22 protein-coding genes and 1 pseudogene are annotated in these 21,933 nt (G+C 67.3%); 3 read left to right on the plus strand and 20 right to left on the minus strand.

Going from position 1 to position 21,933, the window contains the following annotated elements:
• Positions 1–95 precede the first annotated feature (95 nt).
• The gene (locus MAY35_RS11020; protein ID WP_245403942.1) at positions 96–425 is read left to right on the plus strand and encodes a DoxX-like family protein; all 330 of its coding nucleotides are present in this window, start codon (positions 96–98) and stop codon (positions 423–425) included.
• Positions 426–534: 109 nt separating this feature from the next.
• Here the strand turns inward: MAY35_RS11020 and MAY35_RS11025 are convergent, their stop codons facing one another.
• From MAY35_RS11025 to MAY35_RS11070, 10 genes and pseudogenes are all read right to left on the minus strand, one after another.
• Entirely contained in the window at positions 535–1,305 is a 771-nt protein-coding gene (locus MAY35_RS11025; RefSeq protein ID WP_238421344.1) for a DNA alkylation repair protein, read from the minus strand.
• Positions 1,306–1,307: 2 nt separating this feature from the next.
• Entirely contained in the window at positions 1,308–2,501 is a 1,194-nt protein-coding gene (locus MAY35_RS11030; RefSeq protein WP_238421345.1) for an NAD(P)/FAD-dependent oxidoreductase, read from the minus strand.
• A 79-nt stretch (positions 2,502–2,580) separates the two neighbouring features.
• A complete protein-coding gene (locus tag MAY35_RS11035) occupies positions 2,581–3,168 on the minus strand; it encodes a hypothetical protein (protein WP_238421346.1) in 588 nt (195 codons plus the stop codon).
• Positions 3,165–3,842, minus strand: coding sequence for a hypothetical protein (locus MAY35_RS11040; RefSeq protein WP_238421347.1), 678 nt, complete (start codon positions 3,840–3,842; stop codon positions 3,165–3,167). Before MAY35_RS11040 ends, MAY35_RS11035 begins: the two co-directional genes overlap by 4 nt.
• Entirely contained in the window at positions 3,839–4,378 is a 540-nt protein-coding gene (locus MAY35_RS11045; RefSeq protein WP_238421348.1) for a hypothetical protein, read from the minus strand. Before MAY35_RS11045 ends, MAY35_RS11040 begins: the two co-directional genes overlap by 4 nt.
• Complete coding sequence (locus MAY35_RS11050) at positions 4,375–5,034, minus strand: hypothetical protein (RefSeq protein WP_238421349.1); 660 nt, start codon at positions 5,032–5,034, stop codon at positions 4,375–4,377. The genes MAY35_RS11045 and MAY35_RS11050 overlap by 4 nt, the downstream gene beginning before the upstream one ends.
• A gap of 5 nt (positions 5,035–5,039) precedes the next feature.
• The gene (locus MAY35_RS11055) at positions 5,040–5,927 is read right to left on the minus strand and encodes an SDR family oxidoreductase (RefSeq protein ID WP_238421350.1); all 888 of its coding nucleotides are present in this window, start codon (positions 5,925–5,927) and stop codon (positions 5,040–5,042) included.
• 81 nt (positions 5,928–6,008) lie between these two features.
• Complete coding sequence (locus MAY35_RS11060; protein WP_238421351.1) at positions 6,009–6,629, minus strand: TetR/AcrR family transcriptional regulator; 621 nt, start codon at positions 6,627–6,629, stop codon at positions 6,009–6,011.
• Between the two features lie 4 nt (positions 6,630–6,633).
• Positions 6,634–6,843: pseudogene (locus MAY35_RS11065) on the minus strand (cytochrome P450); the annotation flags it as partial.
• Positions 6,844–7,013: 170 nt separating this feature from the next.
• Complete coding sequence (locus MAY35_RS11070) at positions 7,014–8,000, minus strand: o-succinylbenzoate synthase (RefSeq protein WP_238421352.1); 987 nt, start codon at positions 7,998–8,000, stop codon at positions 7,014–7,016.
• Positions 8,001–8,120: 120 nt separating this feature from the next.
• Between MAY35_RS11070 and MAY35_RS11075 the strand changes: the two genes are divergently transcribed.
• A complete protein-coding gene (locus MAY35_RS11075) occupies positions 8,121–9,059 on the plus strand; it encodes an oxygenase MpaB family protein (protein ID WP_238421353.1) in 939 nt (312 codons plus the stop codon).
• Positions 9,060–9,073: 14 nt separating this feature from the next.
• Here MAY35_RS11075 and MAY35_RS11080 read toward each other — a convergent pair whose 3' ends face one another.
• From MAY35_RS11080 to MAY35_RS11090, 3 genes are all read right to left on the minus strand, one after another.
• Entirely contained in the window at positions 9,074–9,820 is a 747-nt protein-coding gene (locus tag MAY35_RS11080) for an alpha/beta fold hydrolase (RefSeq protein WP_238421354.1), read from the minus strand.
• 79 nt (positions 9,821–9,899) lie between these two features.
• On the minus strand, positions 9,900–10,871 hold the full coding sequence (locus MAY35_RS11085; RefSeq protein ID WP_238421355.1) for an alpha/beta hydrolase family protein: 972 nt from the start codon (positions 10,869–10,871) through the stop codon (positions 9,900–9,902).
• Between the two features lie 151 nt (positions 10,872–11,022).
• Positions 11,023–11,916 (minus strand): SHOCT domain-containing protein, encoded by an 894-nt coding sequence (locus MAY35_RS11090; protein ID WP_238421356.1) that lies wholly within the window; start codon positions 11,914–11,916, stop codon positions 11,023–11,025.
• A 232-nt stretch (positions 11,917–12,148) separates the two neighbouring features.
• Between MAY35_RS11090 and MAY35_RS11095 the strand changes: the two genes are divergently transcribed.
• Positions 12,149–13,015, plus strand: coding sequence for a CDP-diacylglycerol diphosphatase (locus MAY35_RS11095; protein ID WP_238421357.1), 867 nt, complete (start codon positions 12,149–12,151; stop codon positions 13,013–13,015).
• A 75-nt stretch (positions 13,016–13,090) separates the two neighbouring features.
• Here the strand turns inward: MAY35_RS11095 and MAY35_RS11100 are convergent, their stop codons facing one another.
• The 7 genes from MAY35_RS11100 to rpsL all read right to left on the minus strand — a co-directional run bounded on the left by MAY35_RS11100 (position 13,091) and on the right by rpsL (position 21,645).
• Positions 13,091–14,215 carry a sugar ABC transporter substrate-binding protein gene (locus MAY35_RS11100; RefSeq protein WP_238421358.1) on the minus strand — a complete coding sequence of 375 codons (1,125 nt, stop codon included), beginning with the start codon at positions 14,213–14,215 and terminating at the stop codon, positions 13,091–13,093.
• A gap of 71 nt (positions 14,216–14,286) precedes the next feature.
• Entirely contained in the window at positions 14,287–15,336 is a 1,050-nt protein-coding gene (locus tag MAY35_RS11105; RefSeq protein ID WP_238421359.1) for an ABC transporter permease, read from the minus strand.
• Positions 15,337–15,361: 25 nt separating this feature from the next.
• Positions 15,362–16,906, minus strand: a complete 1,545-nt coding sequence (locus MAY35_RS11110) for a sugar ABC transporter ATP-binding protein (protein ID WP_238421360.1) — start codon at positions 16,904–16,906, stop codon at positions 15,362–15,364.
• 397 nt (positions 16,907–17,303) lie between these two features.
• Entirely contained in the window at positions 17,304–18,494 is a 1,191-nt protein-coding gene (gene tuf, locus MAY35_RS11115; protein WP_004020593.1) for an elongation factor Tu, read from the minus strand.
• Between the two features lie 107 nt (positions 18,495–18,601).
• Complete coding sequence (fusA, locus tag MAY35_RS11120; protein WP_238421361.1) at positions 18,602–20,707, minus strand: elongation factor G; 2,106 nt, start codon at positions 20,705–20,707, stop codon at positions 18,602–18,604.
• An 89-nt stretch (positions 20,708–20,796) separates the two neighbouring features.
• Positions 20,797–21,267 (minus strand): 30S ribosomal protein S7, encoded by a 471-nt coding sequence (gene rpsG, locus MAY35_RS11125; protein WP_004020595.1) that lies wholly within the window; start codon positions 21,265–21,267, stop codon positions 20,797–20,799.
• A gap of 6 nt (positions 21,268–21,273) precedes the next feature.
• Complete coding sequence (gene rpsL, locus MAY35_RS11130; protein ID WP_004020596.1) at positions 21,274–21,645, minus strand: 30S ribosomal protein S12; 372 nt, start codon at positions 21,643–21,645, stop codon at positions 21,274–21,276.
• Positions 21,646–21,933: the final 288 nt, after the last annotated feature.

A 21,933-nucleotide genomic window follows, 5' to 3' on the forward strand; every position in this document is an offset into this window, starting at 1 on the left:
CACGGCCCGAGATCGAATCGAAGGAGTACGACGACGTGAACACCCTCCGAGGTTCCCGTGTGAACCCCGTCCAGCTGGCACGCGGACTCGCCGTGATGCTGCTCAGCATCGGCGTGCTGCACTTCGTGGCCCCCAAGCCGTTCGACGAGATCATCCCGGAAGAGATCCCGGGTGATCCGCGCACTCTGACGTACCTGTCCGGCGTGGCCGAGATCGGCCTGGGCGCAGGACTTCTCGTACCGCAGACGCGGCGCGCCTCGGCCGCCCTGTCGGTCTTGCTCTTCCTGGCGGTCTACCCGGCGAACATCAACATGGTGCGGCTCTGGTGGGACAAGCCCCTGCCGTACAGGATCATCGCGCTCGCGCGCCTGCCCTTCCAGCTTCCGATGATCTGGGCGGCGGCGAAGGTCGCGCGCGAGAGCTGAGTCGCCGAACCCGGCTGTACACGACAGAAATCCGCCCTCGGCAGGGCCGCGACGAGCCATGTGCGCTCGGCGTGCTGCCGGAGGGCGGATTTCGGCGCTCTGGTGAGCGTCAGCGCAACGACCGGTAGTACACGCGCTCCTGCGGCGACCGGTGTTCGAGCGCGTAGCTCAGCGCGGTGCGGCCCATCCGGGCGGCGTTCGCCTCGAGGTAGTCCAGGAGTATCCCCTCGTCGACGCGTTTGCCGACTTCCCGCCACATCCACCCGAAAGCTTTCTGGACGAGATCGCGCCGATCGTCTCGAACCAGCGGTGCGACGGCCAGAAGCGCCTGTGCGTCACCGTGTTTGATGTAAGCGAAGGTCGCCATCACGCCCACCCGCCGGATCCAGAGGTCCTCGTTCCGCGCGTGCCGCAGGACGACGTCGAGCTCACCGTGTCGGTGGCAGTACTCGCCGAGCACCGGGTCCGCAGAAGAATCGACGAGGTCCCAGTTGTTCACGCGCCCACGCCGAACCGCGTCGAGATAGAGGTCCACCCACGGGCGCGTCGCGGACTCCCCGTCGGATGTCTGCGACGCCCGCTCGAACTCGGCGCGTAGGAGGAACAGCGCGATGAGGCGGTGCTCGTGCACCGGCGAATCGAGGAGTTCTCGAACCGGTTCGGGGCCGATGCCCGCGAACCGTCGAGCGATCGCACGTTGCCGCGGTACACGCAGTCCGATGAACTCGTCCCCCTCCGCGTAACCGCCGGGGTGCGCCTGGAAGAACTTGGCCTGTCCGACAGCGAGTTCCGGGTCGGCAGCCTCGGCCGCTGCCTCGCGCACCGCGGCCGCGGTCGGTTCCGGGTTCGTACCGGCGCGGACCCGGCGGGCCCCGGTCATACCTACAGCAGATCCGCGACGGGTGTGGGTGTCTGCAGCTTGGGTCGGGTCTTCATCACGGCGCCCACCTTTCCGGCGCCGACGACTCCGGTGAGGATGCCGTCCCGGCTGTAGTACGCCACGAACTTCTTGCCGTCGTCGTCGACCACGTGGACCTCGTCGTCGGCGCGCGGCGCACCGAGGACCTGGATCTTGAGGTCGAACTGGTCACTCCAGAAGTAGGCGACCGAGGCGGTCACCGCGTCGCCGCCGGTGATCTGGTGGGCGACGACGGACGCCTGGTCGACCGTGTGATTCCAATGCTCGACGCGGTGGGGGACATCGTCGTCGTCGAGCCAGTTGGCGACGTCGCCGAGGGCATAGACGTTCTCCGCACTGGTGTGCCCGGTTGCGTCACAGGCGATTCCACCACCCACCTCCCGGGGGGCGAGCTCGATGCACGAGCCGTCGAGGTATCCGGTCACCGGGGTGGACCCGATCCCCACCACGACGATGTCGGCCGGCAGCTCGGTGCCGTCAGCCAGTTCGACCGCCCGCACCCGTCCGTCCGACACCACGATCGTGTCCACACCGATGCCGGTGCGCAGATCGATGCCGTTGTCCACGTGCAGGCGGGAGACCAGCGCACCGATCCGCTCGCCCAGGGCGACCGCGAGGGGTGTCGGTGCCGGTTCGACGAGACTCACCCGCAGGCCGCGCGACAGCAGACTCGCGGCCACCTCACACCCGATGAAGCCCGCGCCGATGACGACTGCGGAACGGGCGGAGTCGATCTCGCCGCGCAGAGCGACGGCGTCGTCGTAGGTCCGGATCATGTGCACACCCGCGACCCGCTCGGTCAGGCCGGGGAACGGGCGGGGATCGAGCCCGGTGGCGAGGACGAGGGTGTCGTAGTCGACGGTCGTACCCGACGCGAGGGTGACGGTCCGGTCGCCCGGGGACACGGCTGTCACCGCCTCGCCGAGTCGCAAGGTGATGTCAGCCTCGGCGTAGAACCCGTCTGGTTTGAGGTCGACGCGGTCGTCCTTGCCCAGCAGCACCGACTTCGACAGGGGCGGACGATCGTACGGCGGATGCGTTTCCGCGCCGATCAGCGTGACGGGTCCGGCGAAACCGTTGTTCCGGAGATTCTCCGCGACGCGCACACCGCCGAGCCCCGCTCCCACGATGACCACACCCGCGACCGATCCACTCATACTCATCCCCTTTGTCGTCTTTCCGTGGGCAGCGTCCTCAGCGGGGAGTCTCTGGGACATCCCGGGAAGATCGCGGGCCTCAACGGGTCACGTCGCCGACCGGTTGCAGGTCGGACAGCAGCCAATTCCCGTCGACCTTACGCATAAGTGCCCACTTCGCGGTAGAGGTCGTCTCGCCCGACGGACCGGTGGGCCCACCCGCTCCCGCCGTCTGCGGCGTGTCCGGACCGGACACGGTCTGATCGACGAAGACCAGGACCTTCGCCCGGTCGGAAGAGCTGTCGTGCAGCCCGGCACCGATGACTTTGCCCGTCATCGAGATTCCCGCCGCACGCGCTCCCGGCAGGACGACGTCGGAACCGCGGTTTCGATATTCGAGCCGGAGCGGGTCGGCGAGGTGCGCGTCGGTCGAGCGGCGCCGGTCGGCGGGGTCGTCGGGGGCGAAGGTCGTGAGCGCACCCACCGCATCTGCGGTGGCGGAGAGGATCTCGGCCCGTTCCGGTTCGCTCGGGTCGTTGCCTGGACGGATCGCGGCGAATCCCGCGACCGCCGCCACGAGGAGGGCGAGCGCGGTCACCACGACGGCGATCGCGAGTCGTCGACGGTGGACGCGCCCCATTCGGGACGGTAGGAGCTGCTGCCCGACACGGGCGTCGGAGGTCGTCACGGCCGCCTCGCCTCGGCGATCTTCCAGCCGTCCTCGGTGCGCTCCATCGTGACGAGGGCGGTGATGCGTTCCGCGGTCGTATCGACCTCTGACCCCGCCGCGCGGGTCGGGGCCTGTCCCAGCAGCAGCGGATCGGTGGCGTCGGCCACCACGAGGACATCCGCGCCCGAGCCAACGGCATCGGATACGGGGTCGGTCACCAGCCCCGCCGAGACCACCTGACCGACGCTGGGGCCGCGCTGGCCCGCCACCTCGGCGACCAGTTCGGCACGCGCCCCGTCGATGCGGGCGCGTTGTGGACCGGTGCTCACCTCGGCCAGTGCGGCCACGTAGGCGTCGGCGTCGGCCGGGTCGGCGCTGAGCATCACGGTCACCGCGGAGCGGGCGGAGGACAGCACGTCGTCCTGCAGATCCTGGGTCCGACGCTGTTCGCGGATTCCCCACGCCAGCACCCCTGCCACCACGACGAGGACGACCACCGCGGCCGCCGACACGATCATGACCTGACGCACCCGGCGCGTCCGTCGCGACGCCCGCGCGCGGAGGGCGGGCGCGGCGGCGATCCGTGCCGTGCGGGCGGCCCGGGTTGCCGTGTCCACGCGTGCGCGCGCGAGTTCCACGCGCGCGGCGGCGGTCCCGTCCCGCGACGACGTCGCGCTGTTGCGGCCGGTCATCCGATCACGTCCGCCGCGGCGAGCAACCAGGTGTCGTCGGCGCGCACGAATCGGGCGCGCACCGAGCGGTACACCGTGGTCGACGGTTCGGTGGCGGGGCGCACGCTCACCGCGACCCGCAGCAGGACCTCGCCCTCGTCGGCGTCCGCGTCGACGATGCCGACGACCTCGGGCCGCCATGTCACCGCGACCGTGTCAGCGGCGGGCGGGCGGTCGAGCTGGGCTCCGAAAGTGTCCACGAACTCGTCGGCGACCAGTCGACGTGCCCGAGCCCGATCCTGCTGCCATCGGGCCGATTCCACCGAGAACACCTCGGCGACGATACCGCCGGCCGCGCTGCGCAACTCGGCTCGTGCGTCGGCCGCGTCCGCCCCGGCCTCGCGGTCGCGCCACAACCCGAGCACGCCGACCACGAGTGCCAGCACCACCGCGACCGCGACGACGACCCGGACCGCACCGGCCCGGACGGGCAGCGGTCGTGTGGGGGAACGCCGTGGGGACGTGCCGTCGTGTGGGGTACCGACCTCGCGCCTCATGGAAGGTATTGCACCGCCCCGAGTTTCAGGGTGCCCGCGTCGGGCGTCACCAGCACGCGCAGCCGGAAGCGGCGGACGTCACCGGACGCCTCCCCCGCGGGCCGTTCCGCGACAGCAGATTCGGGGGCAGGAGCATTCGGGGCGGGAGGGTCCGCGCCAGGACGGTCACCGGGCGCGAAGACAACCGTCGCCGCGACGAGCACCGTCGCGGTGTCGCCGTTGCGCGACGACACCCCGGTGGCGTCGACAGACGACTCGGCGACGGCGCCGTTGGCGTCGACGAAACGGCTGTAACTGTCCGCCGACTGGGCGAATTCGTCGTAGAAGGCGCCGGTGGCACCGGCCAGGATCTTCTGCGCGCGACGCGTGTCACGGCTGTCCGGGGCGACGAGGACCTCGACGCGTTCGGCGGCGGCCGCCTCGAGTTCGGCATCGGTGTACCGGTCACGCGCCTGCGACCACAGCGTGAGAGCCGTAGCCGCGAGGACGACTGCGGCCACCATGGCGACGATCGCGAGCACCGACCATCGCCGCGGTGGCCGACGCCTCAATCCGGCGTCGACCTCGACCGCGTGCAACTCGTCGAGGGCGTCGCGCAGATCGCGACGCGCCTGTCGTACGGCACCGATCTCCGCACCATCCGACGAACCGGTCATCGCAGTCAGCGGTTGCCGTCCGCTCCGGTGTTCTCGCCACGGATCCGGCTCGAGTAGGCGGCACGTGCCTGCTGGTCGGGACTCAGGAAGATCGAGTCCAGCTTGGTCAGCTTGCGCGAGAAGCGTTTCATCGCCTGCGGGAACAGCGGACTCGACTCGGCCCAGCGCATCGACCGCGGCGCGTACACACGCGTCACCGGACGAGCGATGGTCTCCACGACGATGGATGCCACCTCGCCCGGCTCGACGGTCTGGACGAACTTGTTGGTCTGCAGTCCGGAGATCAGCGCGGTGCGGGTGAACGTCGGCAGCACGGCGCTGACCGTGACGCCCTGGGGTTCGAGTTCGGCGCCGAGCGCCTCGGAGAACTCGATCACGGCGGCCTTGGCACCGTTGTAGATGGTGAGACCGGGGGTCGGGATGCGACCCGCGGTCGAGGCGATGTTCACGATGTGACCGGTGCGGCGTGGTGCCATCCGGCGCGCCGCTTCCTGACACCCGATGATGACGCCCAACACGTCGATGTCGTACGTCCGGCGGATGATCGTGTCGTCGTAGGACAGGAAGGGCCCGACCGGCATGATCCCGGCGTTGTTCACGAGCACGTCGATCGGCCCGAGTCGCGATTCCACCTCGGTGAGGAAGGAGTCGAAGGACTCCCGTCTGGTCACGTCCACTTCGATGCCCTCGATGCCCAGGTCGGCCGCGGCCTTGCCGACGGCCTCACCGTCGACGTCGCCGATCGCGACCTTCGCGCCCGCGTCGAACAGCTGGGTGGCGGTCTCGAACCCGATCCCGCGCGCACCGCCGGTGATGACGACGACCTTGTCCCGCAGCGCGGCGCGGATGGCGTCGTGGTCGGGTTTGCGGGACAGCTTGTCGCGCAGGCTCATTGATTCTCCTCTGAAGGGTTACGGAACACACGTGGGCGGGCCGCCCGGACGGGCGCGCCGCGGATGGTCACCGACCGTCGGTCACCAGATCATCGGCGCGAGGAATTTGGACGCGAAGTCCCGAACACGCTGCGGCTCATTGCGCGCCGGGTCGGACGGTGGCGTCTCCAGAAGTGAGATGACCAGCCGCACATGGATCTCGACGGCCTCGAGGAGATCCTCAACGGGCATCTGCGCACCCTCGTCGCGCAGGGTGGCCGCGACGCGGTCGGTGACCATGTCGATGAACAACGACGTCATCTTCGCGGTGACGCTCTTGATCTCGGAGTCGGTCAGTACGATCCGGCTCAGCAGCGGGTCGGAGTTCACCCATTCGGCGCCGACCGCGAACGCCTCCACCAGCGCAGCCTTGGGACCGAGGCCCTTCACCGACGCCTCGAGTTTCTGCATACCCGTCTCGTAGGCGTCGTTGGCGACCGCGTACAGGAGCGCGTCCTTGTTCGGGAACCGCCGATACAGGGTGCTGCGACTCACCCCGGCGCGAGCGGCGACCTCGTCGATGTTGGCGCGGCGCACGCCTACTTCGGCGAACTCCGCCGCCGCGGCGGCGAGGATCGCCGCTTCCTGGTCGGCCGGGCTGGCGGTGTTGCGGACCTTGCGTGTCGAGGTCCGGGTCCTGCTGTCGGTGCGGGTGTCTGCCATGACGTCATCGCCGCCGTAGGGTGCCGGGCAACGCGTCCTCGGGGACCGGCAGCGAGCTGTGGTCCACCGGGGGGACGTGGTCGGCGGGCACCGACCCCTCGTACCCGCGCAGCAGGTGATGCATGAGCGTCTTGATCTCCATCTGGCCAAAATACAACCCGTTGTATTCGTGGACGCCGCCGCCGAAGGGCATCCACGCCGTCCGGTGGGCCTTCCCCAGCAGCCCACTCCCCACGGGCGCCTTCGCCGGCACAGATGTCATGACCGTCTCCTCCAGCCAGGGCCGATCGCGTTGTGACCCACATCGCATACTAGACCATGTTGGAACAGATCGGAAAAAGCGTTCCTAACGCCTACTGCATGCGGCCGGTGACCGCGGTCGGCTCACTTCCGGAGCAGCAACCGATGACATCGCCGCAACCGGTCACGCCACCATTCCTGACGGTCGTGGTCGACGGCGAGGCCCGTGGCGTCGACCACGGCACCGGGTCCGAACCATCGGGGTTCGACCACGCCGTCGGACATCAGGAACGGCTCCGCGACATCCTCGGTGAACAGCGACCCGGTGCCGAGACCACAGGCGAGCTCGAGTCGGGGCAGGGCCGCCGCCGCGGCCACGCCGGCCGAGACGCCGATCGCACTGTCCAGGGCGCTCGACACCACGATGTCGAGGCCGAGCGTGTCGGCGAGTTCGAGTGTCCGGCGCATGCCGCCGAGCGGCGCCACCTTGACGACGGCGACATCAGCAGCCCCCGCCGCGATCACGCGGTACGGATCGTCGGCTTTCCGAATCGACTCGTCGGCGGCGATGGGTACGGCAACAGCGCGCCGCACCGCGGCCAGCTCCTCGACGGTGCGGCAGGGCTGCTCGGCGTACTCGAGGTCGCCGATCGCACGCAGCGCGGTGATCGCCTCGTCGACGCTCCAGCCGCCGTTCGCATCGACCCGGACCCTCCCGATCACATCCCGGGTCGCCGCGACCCGCGCCACGTCGTCGTCGAGCGTCTGGCCGGGTTCGGCGACCTTGACCTTCGCGGTTCCGGCGCCGGGATACCGGCGCAGCAATTCGGCCACGTCGTCGGCGGGGATGGCCGGAACCGTCGCGTTGAGCGGCACGACGTCGCGGACCGCCGGCGGCGGCCCCAGGTACGCCGCCTCGATCCCGGCCCTCAGCCACGACGACGCCTCGACGTCGTCGTATTCGACGAAGGGACCGAACTCTCCCCAGCCGGCGGGACCGGAGAAGATCATCGTCTCGCGGGCGGTGAGCCCCCGGAACCGTGTGCGCATCGGCAGTCGCACCGCGACGGCGGTGGCCAGCAGCTCCTCGACGTCGGGAAGCGCCGCGCCGCTGTTCTCGTCGCCGATCATCCGTCCTCCGCCCTCGCCACCCGACATGCATACGCCACCGTGGGACGAGAACACAGTTCCGTCCCACATCTCGTTGGAACAACCTTCCAACTTTGTTTCAAGTGCGATACTCTCGCCCTCATGTCAGTCAACCAGGGATTCGACACCGGCATCCGCGAGGCGGAGCCGATGGTCGTCGACGACACCCCGGACACCGCAGCCGACGTGCCGACCCCGCGCCTCGGCGCCGACTCGCTCGTCTGGAAGTTCTACGGCGACAACCGGGGTCTGCTCGGCTTCCAGCGCCTGGCCGGTACCGAGAACTGCATCGAGCAGCTCGGGCAGGCCGTGCTCGACCATTCCGTCATCTTCAGCGACTTCCTCGGCCGCGCAAAGCGTACCGGCCCTCCGGTCATGCGCACGGTCTACAGCACCGAACCCCAGAAGTGGGGTCGCACCGTGCGCGACTTCCACAAGGACATCAAAGGCACCATCAGCGACGGATCGCGATACCACGCACTCAATCCCGAGCTGTTCTACTGGGCGCACGCGACGTTCGTCGACCAGGTCCTCTACATCACCGACACGTTCATCCGCCGGCTGAGCTACGCCGAGAAGGTCCAGATCTTCGAGGAGAGCAAGGTCTGGTACCAGCTCTACGGCGTGAGCGACCGCGGCCAGCCGCAGACCTACGACGAATTCGTCGAGTACTGGGACGACATGCTCGACAGGTTCGTCCCGCACAAGACCATCGTCTATGCGACGGGATACATCCGGCAGGGACTCCCCCGGCCCAAGAAGATCCCCGCGCCGGTCTGGAAGATCCTCTCGGCTCCGCTGAACGCATTCATCCGCACCGTGGTCGTCGGGACTCTCCCCCAACAGATGCGCGACGTCTGCGAGCTCGAGTGGAATGATCGGCGCGAGAGGAACTTTCAACGCTTTGCGGCACTCATGCGGGCCGCCAACCCGGTGATCAACCGGCTGCCGCTCAAGTATCTCTATGTTCCGTGGGCCTACGAAGCGTGGCAGAAGATCGGCATCGACCCCCGGCCGTTGCACAACAAGCCCGGCCGGTAGGCCGCACCTCCGGGTCAGTGCCCCAGGAACCCGTCAACCTGGCTGACGAACTCCGCCGCCCGGTCACGGTGGACACTGTGCCCCGCCTCGATGGTGACGAACCGTGAGTCGGGCAGGGTGTCACTGAGGGTCCGCAGATGGTGCGGGGGCAGGAAGCTCTTCTCGCCACCGGAGATGACGAGGGTCGAAGCCCGCACATCCGGGAGTTCCGACCACCAGTGCGGCGCACAGACATCGAACTCGGCGACGATCTGGTCACCCATCCGCCCGTCGAACCGGAGGACGGGAAACGGGTTGCGCGCCAAGGCGATCAGCCCGCGGATGCGTTCGCCCAGCTTCGCGCGCATCGCAATTCCCTCGGAGAGGTCGGCCTCGTCGCGGGGCATGGGCGGCACCTCCTCCAGGACCAGACGCCGTATCCGGGCCGGCTCGAGCATCGCGAAGCGCAACGCGGTGTGGGCGCCGAGGGAGTGACCGACCACGTCGGCGACAGCGACCCCGAGGGTGTCGAGAACGTAGACCAGGTCGTCGCGGAAGTCGTCGAGCCGGTACAGGTCTCGGGCTCGCCCGCTGCGTCCGTGCCCGCGGAGGTCCACGCTGATCACCGCGCGCCCCCGGGCACGCAGCGCCGCCGCCAGCCGACGCCAGGTGGAATGGTCCGACGCCATCCCGTGCACGAGGACGACTGGCACGCCGCGATCGGCCTCGCCGGCGACCCGGACTGCGAGATCGGGATGGCCGCTTCGACGCAGAACACGCATGACCGTCAGCTTACGAGCGTCGGGAGTGCGGTCGGCATCACACTCGGCGTGGTCGGGCGCCCCCTGTGCGGGACGGTTCTCATCGGTCGCGGAACCAACCGCTGTGCTTCGCCCGCCACACCATGTCTTCCCAGTACCCCCACGCGTGGGTGCCCACGTTCGGGAAGTCGGTGGTGACCGGAATGCCCTGAAGTGCGGCGGCGACCTCGAACGACCGTGTCTGGGCGAGCGACACGACCTCGAGCGGCGTGCCCTTGACCGACGCGACGGCGTCGGCGTTGTGCGGACCCCACGTCGCCGACCCGGCACCGATCCGGATCGTCATGCCTCGCATCCGGGACAGCTGGACGAGCGCGTCGTTGCGCGCCCATCGATCGCTCCAGGGCGGCCCCCACATCGCATCGGCACTGAACGGGCCGACACCGGCGCCGATCCCCGCGTCGATGAGTGCGAGCCGAACGGCCTCCCGCATCGTCGGGGCGGAGAGGTTCAAGTACCCCGACATCGAGAACACGTGGGAGATTCGCCGACGGTGGTACGCGCCGTAGACCATCGCGGCGTTGCCACCCATCGAGATCCCCATCATCGCGTACTTGCCCTGCGGTCCCACCGCGAGACCACGCGCGTCGAGCTCGCGGACGATCGTGTCGAGACGACAATTCCATCGATACCGGTAGCCGATCTTGTTCGCCGGACTCGCCGCCTCCCAATCGGTGTAGAAGCTCGCCAGGCCGCCCACCGGCTGGACCACGTTCACACCCGAGTCGGCGATGCGCTGGACGCGCGTGTCCCGGCGCCAGCCGCTGATGTCGCTGGTCGCCCTCAACCCGTCGAGCGCGATCACGGTCTTGTAGTTGCCCCACCTGGTCCACATGTCGACCGGCGTACTGGGCATACCGCAGCCGCTGACGGTGAGCCTGTCGAAGGATGCCGCGGCCTCGGCCCGGCCCGACCCGACCGTGACCACTCCGATGACCGCGAGGAGCGCCAGGACGAGAGCAATGGCGCGTCGCCGGCGCGCGAGCCGACGGGGCCGTAGTGAGAACTGCACCGACGAACAGTAATTCGGCGGGGATCAACGATGCCACGGCTGTGACCACAGGGCATCGACATCGAGACCTACCAGTGACCAGAGTGACTACAGTGATCAAAGTTGCGGATGTGACAAATTCTACGCCACGCTTCGGATGTTGCGCCCACGTTCAGAGATCGTCGACGATGCGTTGTCGCGCCCGCGCGTACTCCTCCCCGGTGATCGTCCCGCTGCGGTGCAACTCGTCGAGCGAGGCAAGGCGTTCCGCCGGCGACCGGCCGGTACCTGCCGCCGTCGCCGGCGCGTCTCCGCCCTTGACGAAGGACGGCGAGCCCACGTGGGTCCGATTCGACGAATTCTGCGTCGTCCCTGCCGAATTGCGCACGATGTCCATGACCTCGGCACGGGCGGCGGGATGGGCACGCAGGTCGATGGTTCCGCTGCCCGCGACCCCGTACTTGCCGAGCACCTTCAGGATCTCGCCGAGCGGTTCGGCCTGCCCGGTCAGGTCGTATGTGCGGCCGTCCTCCTCCGAGGTGAACCGCGCCGGTACCGAGCCGGCGAGTAAAGCGGTTGATTGCCAATCGATCTCGAACTCTTGCGTCTCGGGGTCGACCATCACCGCGAGACGGCGGGCGTGCAGCAACGGTTGCTGGTACATCGGGATGACCTTGCGCGTCGACACCTCGAAGGGCACCAACCCTTCGCCCTGGATCCGCAGGCCCAGCTTCATCAGCGGCTGGTCGTTGATCTCGACGTTGGTCTGTCCGATCGAGGTGATCTCCGCGATGCCCAACACGCCGGCCCGGCGCAGGCGCTCCAGCTTCGCACCCCCGCGGTAGTTGAAGTACGCGATACTCACGCCCAGAACCACATCGAGCAGCGTCACCCCGATGCCCGTCCAGAGCATCCACTCCGTGTCGGGGGCGTCGATGAGGAAATAGGCGACCAGGAAGATCGGCCCGACGATCCCGCACAGCATGACGAACGCGAAAGTGCCGATCGCACTCCACACATGGGTGGGGACCCGCGGCCCGGTCCCCGACTCTCCGAACATGGTCATGCGCGAACTCTATTCGGGGACCATCGGCGGGGGAAGCCCCGGCGATACCGCGTCCGATCATGGAACGACTCGCGTGCGTCGGACAGTCCGCCGACTGTCCGAAAGGCGCCGTTCGTCGCTCTCTCCCGCGAAAAACCGGGTCTCATCTGCGTATTTCCGTATCACCGGTTGCTGCGTCGTGCCACTCTGCGCCTAGTTGAGCACGCCGAGACCCACCATCGAGAGGTTCCCCATGGACAAGTCCCACTCGTATCGGTTCACCCGGCTCCTCACGACGATGGCCGTCAGCGCCGCCATCGCCGCGAGCACGGCCATCAGTGCCGGCGGCATCGCCTCGGCCGCTCCTCCGACGCCGACCCAGAAACTCTGCGGCCAGACCAGCGACAACCCGAAGACCGACAGCCGCCTCTACTTGTGGGGGCAGGTGAAGGGGACGACACCCAAGAAGCCCGGACCGAACATCGAGGTCGTCCAACCGGCCGCCCAGGTTCAGCCGAATCCGAAGAAGCCCAAGTACTATGCGGTCCGGCGTGGCGGAGACAGCAAGGGGGTCGACGACGACTTCCTGATCGTGCCGACCAACCGCGTGCGGGGCATCGAATGCCCGTACCTGTGGGACGGAACACAGTTGAACCTGTGGAGTGCCGCGTGGTGGCAGGGCGGCAAGCGCGTCGCGAAGAATCCTGCCAAACCGCTTGCCATCGGGGTGAACTCGGCGCAGAAGCGGGGCCAGGATCAACTCCACGTCCACATGGCCCAGGTGTACCCCGCGACCCTGCGCGACCTGCAGGCGATCACGCAACCCGAAACCAGCCTGTACCAGTGGAAGAAGACCGACGTCCCGCTGAGCGTCGACCCGAGGAAATCGTGGAACGCGCAGCGGAACTTCCACGTCGTCAAGTCCACCGGCGCGCTGCCCGATCTGTTCAAGGTCCTCCACGGCCAGATGGCGGTCGGTGAAGACATCGGCCTCTACTCGATCGCGGTCGTCGACGCCGGTAAGCCCGACACCTACTTCGTCCTCGCCAGCACACCTGCGCTGAGCAACAACGGAACCGGGTTGATGGACATGGTCTACGCCTGGGACCCCAAGCACTGAAGCGGATCGGATCGTCGAACGACCCTGGCGCCCGGCCACTTCCGTGACCGGGCGCCCGACCGTGCCGGCCCGGCCCTACTTCAGCCAGAGCTCCTTGAACTGGTCCTGATAGTCGGCGACCCCCACGTAGAAGCCCGTCTTCGGATCGAGAACCGCGGAGCCGATGTTGTCGCCGTTGAGCAACTGGGTCGGCAGGAATGCGTCATCAGCCGGCTGCAGATCGTCGCCGTTGAACTGCCTCGCGAGCATGTCGATCACACGCCAGCCGAGGATCTGTACCGGGAAACCGACCCACACGCTGTCGTCGCCGTCCTTCAGGGAGGCGAGGTTGGCCGGGGTCGGGGTCTGACCGGCGAACCGCACCTGATCCTGGAGTCCTGCAGCTCGCAGCGCTGCGTCGACGCCCAACACCAGGTCTCCGAAAGAGAAGAGCGCATAGTTGATCTCGGGATCACGCTGAAGCGTGCTGACGACACTCTGCGGCGTCTTGGTGCCGAGGTCCGTCACCTGCTGGTTGACCATCTCGACCCGACACCCCGGGCACAGGGTCTTCATCTCTGCCGTGAACGCGTCGGTGAAGACGTTCAGGATCGGGTAGTCGGTGATGGTGAACACCGCGACGTCGGCCTGACCGTCGCTGTCCGCGACGACCTGACTCGCGACCATCTTGCCCCATTCCTGGACCTGCTTGGTGCCGTCGAGCGAGGTGGAGATCACCCCGGGCACAGGATCGTCGCCCACACTGTCGGCGATGACCGGGATCCCCGCGTCGGACGCGCGTTTGATCTGCGTCGACAACATCGACAGCGGCGTACCCGAGATGTGGATCGCGTCCGGCTTGAGAGCGATCGCCTGGTCCATCGCCTTCGGACCCGCATCGGCGTCGGTGCCCTGCAGGATGCGCTGATAGCGCCACCCCAGGAGATCCGCGGCCTGTTGGATCGCGTCGTCCTTGGCACTCGAGATCGGTTGTGGCGTCTCGATGCTGATCACGTACTTGCCCGGTTGCGGAGCGCGACTCAGCGGAGTCGTGAGCACCAACCCCTCAGGGGGACTTTCGTATTGATCCGCCACGCTGCGCGCCGCCGAGACATCCGCGGGCTCACCCGAACCCCCACCGTCGGCACTCGTACAGGCGGTGGCGACGGCACCGACGGCGGCCACCGCGATCATCGTCTGCACCCAGGACTTGGTTCTCACTCGGTTTCCTTTCACGATGGCCTCTCGGCCGATGGGGCTCCGCCGCAGCGGAAGGTGGCAGCGAGCGTTCGTCACGAACGTCGAGCCGTACGAGCGGCCAGCGCGACCGCGATGATGAGGGCGAGGCCGTTGAAGAGGTCGTTGACGAAGCTCGGCGCGCCCGCGAGCTGGAGTCCCTTGACCCCGGTGGCCAGCAGGTAGATGGCGACGAGTGTGCCCAGCACGTTGACTCTCCCGGCCCGGATCTGGGTGGAGCCCAGGAAGACCGCCGAGAACGCGGGCAGCAGGTACGACGGCCCGATGTCCGGTGCCGCCGTTCCGAGCTTGGCGGCCAGCACCACACCGGCCAGCGCCGCGATGGTCGCGGAGGTGACGAGGGAACCGAACATGATCCGCTCGACGCGCAGACCCGCGAGCCGGGCTGCCTGACGGTTTCCGCCGGTTGCGTACAGGTACCGTCCCAGCGGGGTCTTCTCGAGCAGGACGTACATGACGGCTGCGACCACCACCATGTAGTAGAACGGCAGCGGGAGGCCGAGGAACATCCCGCTGCCGAGGTTCAGGAATCCGTCGGTGAATCCATCCGTGATCTGCTTACCGTCGGTGACCCAGTAGGTTCCGGCGAGCAGGATGCTCGACATGCCCAGGGTCGCGATGAACGAGTCGACGTTCAGCTTCACGACCACGAAACCGTTGACGGCTCCGATCAACGCGCCGCACAACAGCGTGGTCAGTACCGCGACCAGCATGCCGATTCCGATGGACAGCTGATAGGACACCATGGCCACCGAGAAGCCCATCACCCCGGCGATGGAGAGGTCGAAGACCCCGGCCGCCAGCGGCACGATCAAGCCGATCGCCAGGATCGCGGTGATCGCCTGATCACCCGCGATGATCCGCAGGTTGCCCTCGGTGAGGAAGGTGTCGGGGATCCACAGCGCGAACAACACGATGATGGCCACCCACACGTAGATGCCGCTGAACCGGTCGAGGCCCAGGGACGCCACGCGCCGCCGGCGGACCGAGGCGGGGCCGAGCCCGCCCGGGTCCGTCGGCGTACCGCCGGAGGCACCAGCGCCACGGGGCGCGGTCGGCACTTCTTCGGATGACTGTGTGGTCATCGCGGGTCCTTTCGGTTCTGAGGTCTTACGCATGTGCATGAGCGGAGGTCTTGAGCGTCGAGGCGGTCAGCTCGTCGGGATCGATGTCGGGCCGCCGGTGCTCGTCGACGATCCGTCCCGCCGCGAGGACGACGACCCGGTCGCACAGACGAGTCAGCTCGGCGTGGTCGGTGGAGACGACGAGCACCGCCGCCCCGGCCGACGCGGCGTCGTCGATGAGCGCATGGATGTCGGCTTGCGCGCCGACGTCGACGCCCTGTGTCGGTTCGTCGAGGAGCAGAACCCGGGGGTGGCGGCGAAGCCACCGCGCGAGCATCACCTTCTGCTGGTTGCCGCCGCTGAGGGTGCCGAGGTGGCGTTCGGTGTCGCCGGCCGGGCGCACCCCGAGCCGGTCGAGCCACGTTGCGACATCGGACTTCTCGCGGCCGAGGCGGAGAAGCCCCGCCGTGGTGTGCGCCCAGGGATCGGCGACGGAGACGTTCTCCCGGAGCGACGCCGTCGCGAATGCGGCGTTCGTCAACCGTTCCGCCGGCACACAGCCCATTCCGGCCGCCATCGAGACGTCCGGCCGGTCGGCGCGCACCACCGCACCGTCGACGGTCACGGTGCCGGTGCGCCCGATGTCGCCGAACAGGGCCGGTACGACCAACTCGCGTCCCGAGCCCGTGATGCCGGCGATCCCGACCACCTCGCCCGCACGGACGGCGAGATCGAACCCGGCGATGGTCCCGCAGGACATCTGCGACACGTCGAGCATGGCGGGTCGCTCAGGTGCGCCGCCGGGCCGCTCGGCCTGCTGTCTGCCCGGCGTCGCTGCGGGGGTTCCGCGCAACCGGCTCCCGATCATCAGCGCAACCAGCGCGTCCTCGTCGAGGCCAGCCAGCGGACACGTGGTCACCACGTTGCCGTCCCGCAGGACGGTGACGGTGTCGCAGAGGTGGAACACCTCCGGCAGGTGGTGGGAGACGAACAACACCGCCACCCCGGAGTCTCGAATCGTGCGCACCAGGTCGAACATCCGAATGGCCTCTGCCGCCGGGAGATTGGCGGTGGGCTCGTCGAGCACCAGCACCTTGGCCGAACCGCTGCCGCCCTGGACCGCGCGCGCCATCGCGAGCATCGTCCGCTCGCTCATGCTCAGATCGGATGCGCGCTTCCTGAGGTCGAGGTCGATGCCCAGCTCGTCCAGAGCCGACCGCGCACGCCGGCGCTCAGCGCGAAAATCGATGGTGCCCAGACGTGTTCGCCGGTAGCCGTGACCGAGGGCCATGTTGTCGACGACGTCCAGGGAGCCGACGAGACCCAGTTCCTGATGGACGAACCGAAGGCCTGCGGTTTCGCCGCTGCCCGGCACACCGAGGTGCAGCTCGTTCCCGCCGACGAGGATCCTCGCACCCGGGTCCGGCTCGTGGTAACCCGCGAGAACCTTGATCAAAGTCGACTTGCCGCACCCGTTCTGACCGACCAGCGCGCGAATCTCACCGGGGCCCAGGGAGAGCGAGACGTCGGCCAGCGCCCGCTGCCCGCCGAACGATTTGGAGAGGTTCGCAACCTCGAGCGCCTCGACCATGAGTACCTCGCGTGATCATAGTTACTTTATCCCGACCAGTGTTATCTGGATCATAGTGAACTATGTACATAGATCTGTCCAGCAGTCTGCGAAACTTTAAAAAGTTGGGGCGCAGGGGCCCTCGAGACGCTAGAGTCCAGCGGGGCCGTCAGACCCTTCGATCACGCCTGGGTATTTATGATCTATGCGTCAAGAAACGCGGGAGGTTGTGCGCGGTGGTCCCGGCGCACGAAAGGTGCCCGGCCACATGATGACCGGGCACGACAAAGGCGCCCGGTCACTTTCGTGACCGGGCGCCTTCGACTCAGAGAGTCAGTGAATCACTTGGTGATCCGTGACGCAGGCCCCCGCCCGACTGACAACGCTCTCGCGCAACCACATCGGGCGGGGGAAATCGTCACTTGGTGATCTTGGTGACTCGACCCGCACCGACGGTGCGGCCACCCTCGCGGATGGCGAAACGCAGGCCCTCGTCCATGGCGACCGGCTGGATGAGCTTGACGCTCATCTCGGTGTTGTCGCCCGGCATGACCATCTCGGTGCCCTCGGGGAGGGTCACGACGCCGGTCACGTCCGTGGTGCGGAAGTAGAACTGCGGACGGTAGTTGTTGAAGAACGGGGTGTGACGGCCGCCCTCGTCCTTGGACAGGATGTAAGCCTGGCCCTCGAACTCGGTGTGCGGGGTCGTGGTGCCCGGCTTCACGATGACCTGACCGCGCTCGACGTCCTCACGCTTGAGGCCGCGGAGCAGCAGACCGGCGTTGTCGCCTGCCTGTGCCGAGTCGAGGAGCTTGTGGAACATCTCGATACCGGTGACGGTGGTCTTGGTGCTCTTCTCGCGGATGCCGACGATCTCGACTTCCTCGTTCACGTTGACCTCGCCGCGCTCCACACGACCGGTGACCACGGTGCCGCGGCCGGTGATCGTGAAGACGTCCTCGACGGGCATGAGGAACGGCTTCTCGGTCTCACGGACCGGGTCCGGGATCGACTCGTCGACGGCAGCCATGAGCTCTTCGACCGACTTGGTCCACTCGGGGTCACCCTCGAGGGCCTTGAGAGCCGAGACCTTGACGACGGGAGCTTCCTCGTCGAACTCCTGGGCGGCCAGCAGTTCGCGGACCTCCATCTCGACGAGTTCGATGATCTCGTCGTCGTCGACCATGTCGGCCTTGTTCAGGGCGACCAGGATGTAGGGCACACCGACCTGGCGGGCCAGCAGCACGTGCTCGCGGGTCTGCGGCATCGGGCCGTCGGTGGCGGCGACCACGAGGATCGCGCCGTCCATCTGAGCCGCACCGGTGATCATGTTCTTGATGTAGTCGGCGTGACCGGGGGCGTCCACGTGGGCGTAGTGACGCTTCTCGGTCTCGTACTCGACGTGCGAGATGTTGATCGTGATACCACGGGCTTTTTCTTCAGGAGCCTTGTCGATCTGATCGAACGCGAAGCTCTTGTTGAGGTCCGGGTACTTGTCGTGCAGCACCTTGGTGATGGCAGCCGTCAGGGTGGTCTTGCCGTGGTCGACGTGACCGATGGTGCCGATGTTCACGTGCGGCTTGGTCCGCTCGAACTTCGCCTTCGCCACTTGATTGTCCTCCTGGACTGTTGTTGCTCTACTGGGCGGATCCCAGCAGGGGTTTTCTTCTTACGTTGGTGCGCAGAACGGGTCGGCGCATGTCGCTAGGACCGGATTTACTCGCCGGTGGCCTTCGCGATGATTTCCTTCGACACGTTCGCGGGAACCTCCGCGTACGAGTCGAACACCATGGAGTAGTTTGCCCGGCCCTGGGTCTTCGACCGGAGGTCTCCGATGTAGCCGAACATCTCCGACAGCGGCACCTGTGCCTTGACGACACGCGCACCACTGCGCTCCTCCATGGCCTGGATCTGGCCACGGCGGGAGTTCAGGTCGCCGATCACGTCACCCATGTAGTCCTCGGGTGTCGTGACCTCGACGGCCATGATGGGCTCGAGGATGACCGGACCGGCCATCCGCGCAGCTTCCTTCAGTGCCTGCGAACCGGCGATCTTGAACGCCATCTCCGAGGAGTCGACGTCGTGGTACTGACCGTCGAGCAGGGTGACCTTCAGGTTGACCAGCGGGTATCCGGCGAGGACACCGTACTGCATGGCATCCTGGGCGCCGGCGTCCACCGACGGGATGTACTCACGCGGCACGCGACCACCGGTGACGGCGTTGGCGAACTCGTAGGTCGCACCGTCCTCGGCGTCCACCAGGGGCTCGAGCTTGATGATGACCTTCGCGAACTGGCCCGATCCACCGGTCTGCTTCTTGTGGGTGAACTCGTGCTTGTCGACCGTCTTGCGGATGGTCTCGCGGTAGGCCACCTGCGGCTTGCCGACGTTGGCCTCGACCTTGAACTCGCGCTTCATGCGGTCGACCAGGATGTCGAGGTGGAGCTCGCCCATGCCGCCGATGACGGTCTGGCCGGTCTCCTCGTCGAGCTTCACCGAGAAGGTCGGATCCTCTTCGGCGAGCTTCTGGATCGCGGTGCCCAGCTTCTCCTGGTCGGACTTGGTCTTCGGCTCGATCGAGACGTTGATGACCGGGTCCGGGAAGCTCATGGACTCGAGCACGATCGGCGCGGCCGAATCACACAGGGTGTCACCGGTGGTGGTGTCCTTGAGTCCGATCATCGCGTAGATGTGACCCGCGGTGGCGTCCTCGACCGGCATCTCCTTGTTGGCGTGCATCTGGAAGAGCTTGCCGATGCGCTCTTTCTTGCCCTTGGTCGCGTTGAGCACCTGGGTGCCCGCCGTGATGTGGCCCGAGTAGACACGCACGAAGGTCAGCTTGCCGAAGAACGGGTGAGCCGCGATCTTGAACGCCAGAGCCGAGAACGGCTCGTCGGCGGACGGCTTGCGCGAGAGGATCTCCTCCTCGTCGCCCACGGCGTGGCCCTCGACGGAGGGCACGTCCAGCGGGGACGGCAGGTAGGCGATGATGGCGTCGAGCATGGGCTGGACACCCTTGTTCTTGAACGCCGAGCCACAGATCACCGGGTAGTACTCGCGGGCGATCGTGAGCTTGCGGATCGCGGCCTTGATCTCCTCGACGGACAGCTCTTCGCCGCCGAAGTACTTCTCGAGCAGCGCCTCGTCGGTCTCGGCGACCGTCTCGAGGAGCTTCTCGCGGTACTCCGCAGCCTGGTCGACCAGGTCGGCGGGGATCTCCTCGATGGTCGGCTCGGCGCCGATCTCGACGGTGCCGCGCCAGGTGATGGCCTTCTGCTCGATGAGGTCGACGACGCCGTCGAAGTTGTCCTCGGCACCGATCGGCAGCTGCAGGACCAGCGGCTTGGCGCCCAGGCGCTCCTCGATGGTGCGCACGGTGAAGAAGAAGTCCGCACCGAGCTTGTCCATCTTGTTCACGAAACAGATACGCGGGACGTCGTACTTCTCCGCCTGACGCCAGACCTGCTCGGACTGCGGCTCGACGCCTTCCTTGCCGTCGAACACGGCGACTGCGCCGTCGAGGACACGGAGGCTGCGCTCCACCTCGACGGTGAAGTCCACGTGACCGGGGGTGTCGATGATGTTGATCTGGTTCTTGTTCCAGAAACACGTCACCGCGGCGGAGGTGATGGTGATCCCCCGCTCCTTCTCCTGCTCCATCCAGTCGGTGGTCGAGGCACCGTCGTGGGTTTCACCGATCTTGTAGTTCACACCGGTGTAGAAGAGGATTCGCTCGGTGGCGGTGGTCTTGCCGGCATCGATGTGGGCCATGATGCCGATGTTGCGCACCTTGTTCAGGTCGCTGAGCACTTCCTGTGCCACTTAATCGCCTCGCATTTTCGCTAGAGCTGTTGGGTCTGGGGTGGGTCCGGTCGCGGCGACCCCGACAGGGCCGCCGCGACCGGCAGGTGTCACCAGCGGTAGTGCGCGAACGCCCGGTTGGCCTCGGCCATCTTGTGGGTGTCCTCGCGGCGCTTCACCGAAGCACCGAGACCGTTGGAGGCGTCGAGCAGCTCGTTGGCGAGACGCTCCACCATGGTCTTCTCACGACGCTGCCGGCTGAAGCTGACCAGCCAGCGGAGCGCGAGGGTGTTGGCACGGTTCGGCTTGACCTCGATCGGCACCTGGTAGGTGGCACCACCGACGCGACGGCTCTTCACCTCGAGGGTGGGCTTGACGTTGTCGAGTGCACGCTTGAGGGTGACGACCGGATCGGTGCCGGTCTTGTCGCGAGCCTGCTCGAGGGCGCCGTAGACGATGCGCTCGGCGGTCGACTTCTTGCCGTCCAGCAGGATCTTGTTGACCAGCTGGGTGACCAGCGGGGAACCGTAGACCGGGTCGTTGATCAGGGGGCGCTTGGGCGCGGGTCCTTTACGTGGCATGACTTATCAGTTCCCCTTCTTCGCGCCGTAGCGGCTACGCGCCTGCTTGCGGTCCTTGACACCCTGGGTGTCGAGCGAGCCGCGGATGATCTTGTAACGCACACCCGGGAGGTCCTTCACACGACCGCCGCGGACGAGCACCATCGAGTGCTCCTGCAGGTTGTGACCTTCGCCGGGGATGTAGGCGGTGACCTCGACGGAGCTGGTCAGGCGAACACGCGCGACCTTGCGAAGCGCCGAGTTCGGCTTCTTGGGGGTGGTGGTGTAGACGCGGGTGCACACGCCACGACGCTGCGGGCTCCCCTTGAGGGCAGCGGTCTTGGTCTTGGCAGCCTTGTCGTGACGGCCCTTGCGGACCAGCTGATTGATGGTTGGCACTAGGTGTTCATTCCTCTTTGTTGTCCGTCGTGGTTGGTGCTCCGGGCAAGCTCGCAGAACTGGTTCGCACCGGTTCTGCGCTGCTTCCACAACTCGCCCCACCAGCATGTACATGCTGGTCAGTACATTTTCGCTACCCCGGGGTCGGGCGTGTCATACACTCGACAGCGGATTCGCTTGTCAGTCCACCACCGCCCCGACCGGAGTCCTCCGGCGGCTCGAGGCCATGGGGCGGGCATGCGGACTGGCCCAGCATGGGCCGGGCACCGACGATCCACTCTACCGATC

It is taken from the genome of Gordonia sp. 'Campus' (genome assembly GCF_022206305.1).
GTDB lineage: Bacteria > Actinomycetota > Actinomycetes > Mycobacteriales > Mycobacteriaceae > Gordonia.

Excerpts from the sequence above, each read along its gene's own strand:
- MAY35_RS11095 (WP_238421357.1), top strand. The coding sequence starts at position 12,149 with ATGGACAAGTCCCACTCGTATCGGTTCACCCGGCTCCTCACGACGATG.
- MAY35_RS11055 (WP_238421350.1), bottom strand. The coding sequence starts at position 5,927 with ATGAGCCTGCGCGACAAGCTGTCCCGCAAACCCGACCACGACGCCATC.
- MAY35_RS11090 (WP_238421356.1), bottom strand. The coding sequence starts at position 11,916 with ATGACCATGTTCGGAGAGTCGGGGACCGGGCCGCGGGTCCCCACCCAT.
- MAY35_RS11040 (WP_238421347.1), bottom strand. The coding sequence starts at position 3,842 with ATGACCGGCCGCAACAGCGCGACGTCGTCGCGGGACGGGACCGCCGCC.
- rpsG (WP_004020595.1), bottom strand. The coding sequence starts at position 21,267 with ATGCCACGTAAAGGACCCGCGCCCAAGCGCCCCCTGATCAACGACCCG.
- MAY35_RS11080 (WP_238421354.1), bottom strand. The coding sequence starts at position 9,820 with ATGCGTGTTCTGCGTCGAAGCGGCCATCCCGATCTCGCAGTCCGGGTC.
- MAY35_RS11070 (WP_238421352.1), bottom strand. The coding sequence starts at position 8,000 with ATGATCGGCGACGAGAACAGCGGCGCGGCGCTTCCCGACGTCGAGGAG.
- MAY35_RS11110 (WP_238421360.1), bottom strand. The coding sequence starts at position 16,906 with ATGGTCGAGGCGCTCGAGGTTGCGAACCTCTCCAAATCGTTCGGCGGG.
- MAY35_RS11045 (WP_238421348.1), bottom strand. The coding sequence starts at position 4,378 with ATGAGGCGCGAGGTCGGTACCCCACACGACGGCACGTCCCCACGGCGT.
- MAY35_RS11030 (WP_238421345.1), bottom strand. The coding sequence starts at position 2,501 with ATGAGTGGATCGGTCGCGGGTGTGGTCATCGTGGGAGCGGGGCTCGGC.
- MAY35_RS11025 (WP_238421344.1), bottom strand. The coding sequence starts at position 1,305 with ATGACCGGGGCCCGCCGGGTCCGCGCCGGTACGAACCCGGAACCGACC.
- MAY35_RS11075 (WP_238421353.1), top strand. The coding sequence starts at position 8,121 with ATGTCAGTCAACCAGGGATTCGACACCGGCATCCGCGAGGCGGAGCCG.
- MAY35_RS11020 (WP_245403942.1), top strand. The coding sequence starts at position 96 with ATGCTGCTCAGCATCGGCGTGCTGCACTTCGTGGCCCCCAAGCCGTTC.
- MAY35_RS11050 (WP_238421349.1), bottom strand. The coding sequence starts at position 5,034 with ATGACCGGTTCGTCGGATGGTGCGGAGATCGGTGCCGTACGACAGGCG.
- MAY35_RS11105 (WP_238421359.1), bottom strand. The coding sequence starts at position 15,336 with ATGACCACACAGTCATCCGAAGAAGTGCCGACCGCGCCCCGTGGCGCT.
- MAY35_RS11060 (WP_238421351.1), bottom strand. The coding sequence starts at position 6,629 with ATGGCAGACACCCGCACCGACAGCAGGACCCGGACCTCGACACGCAAG.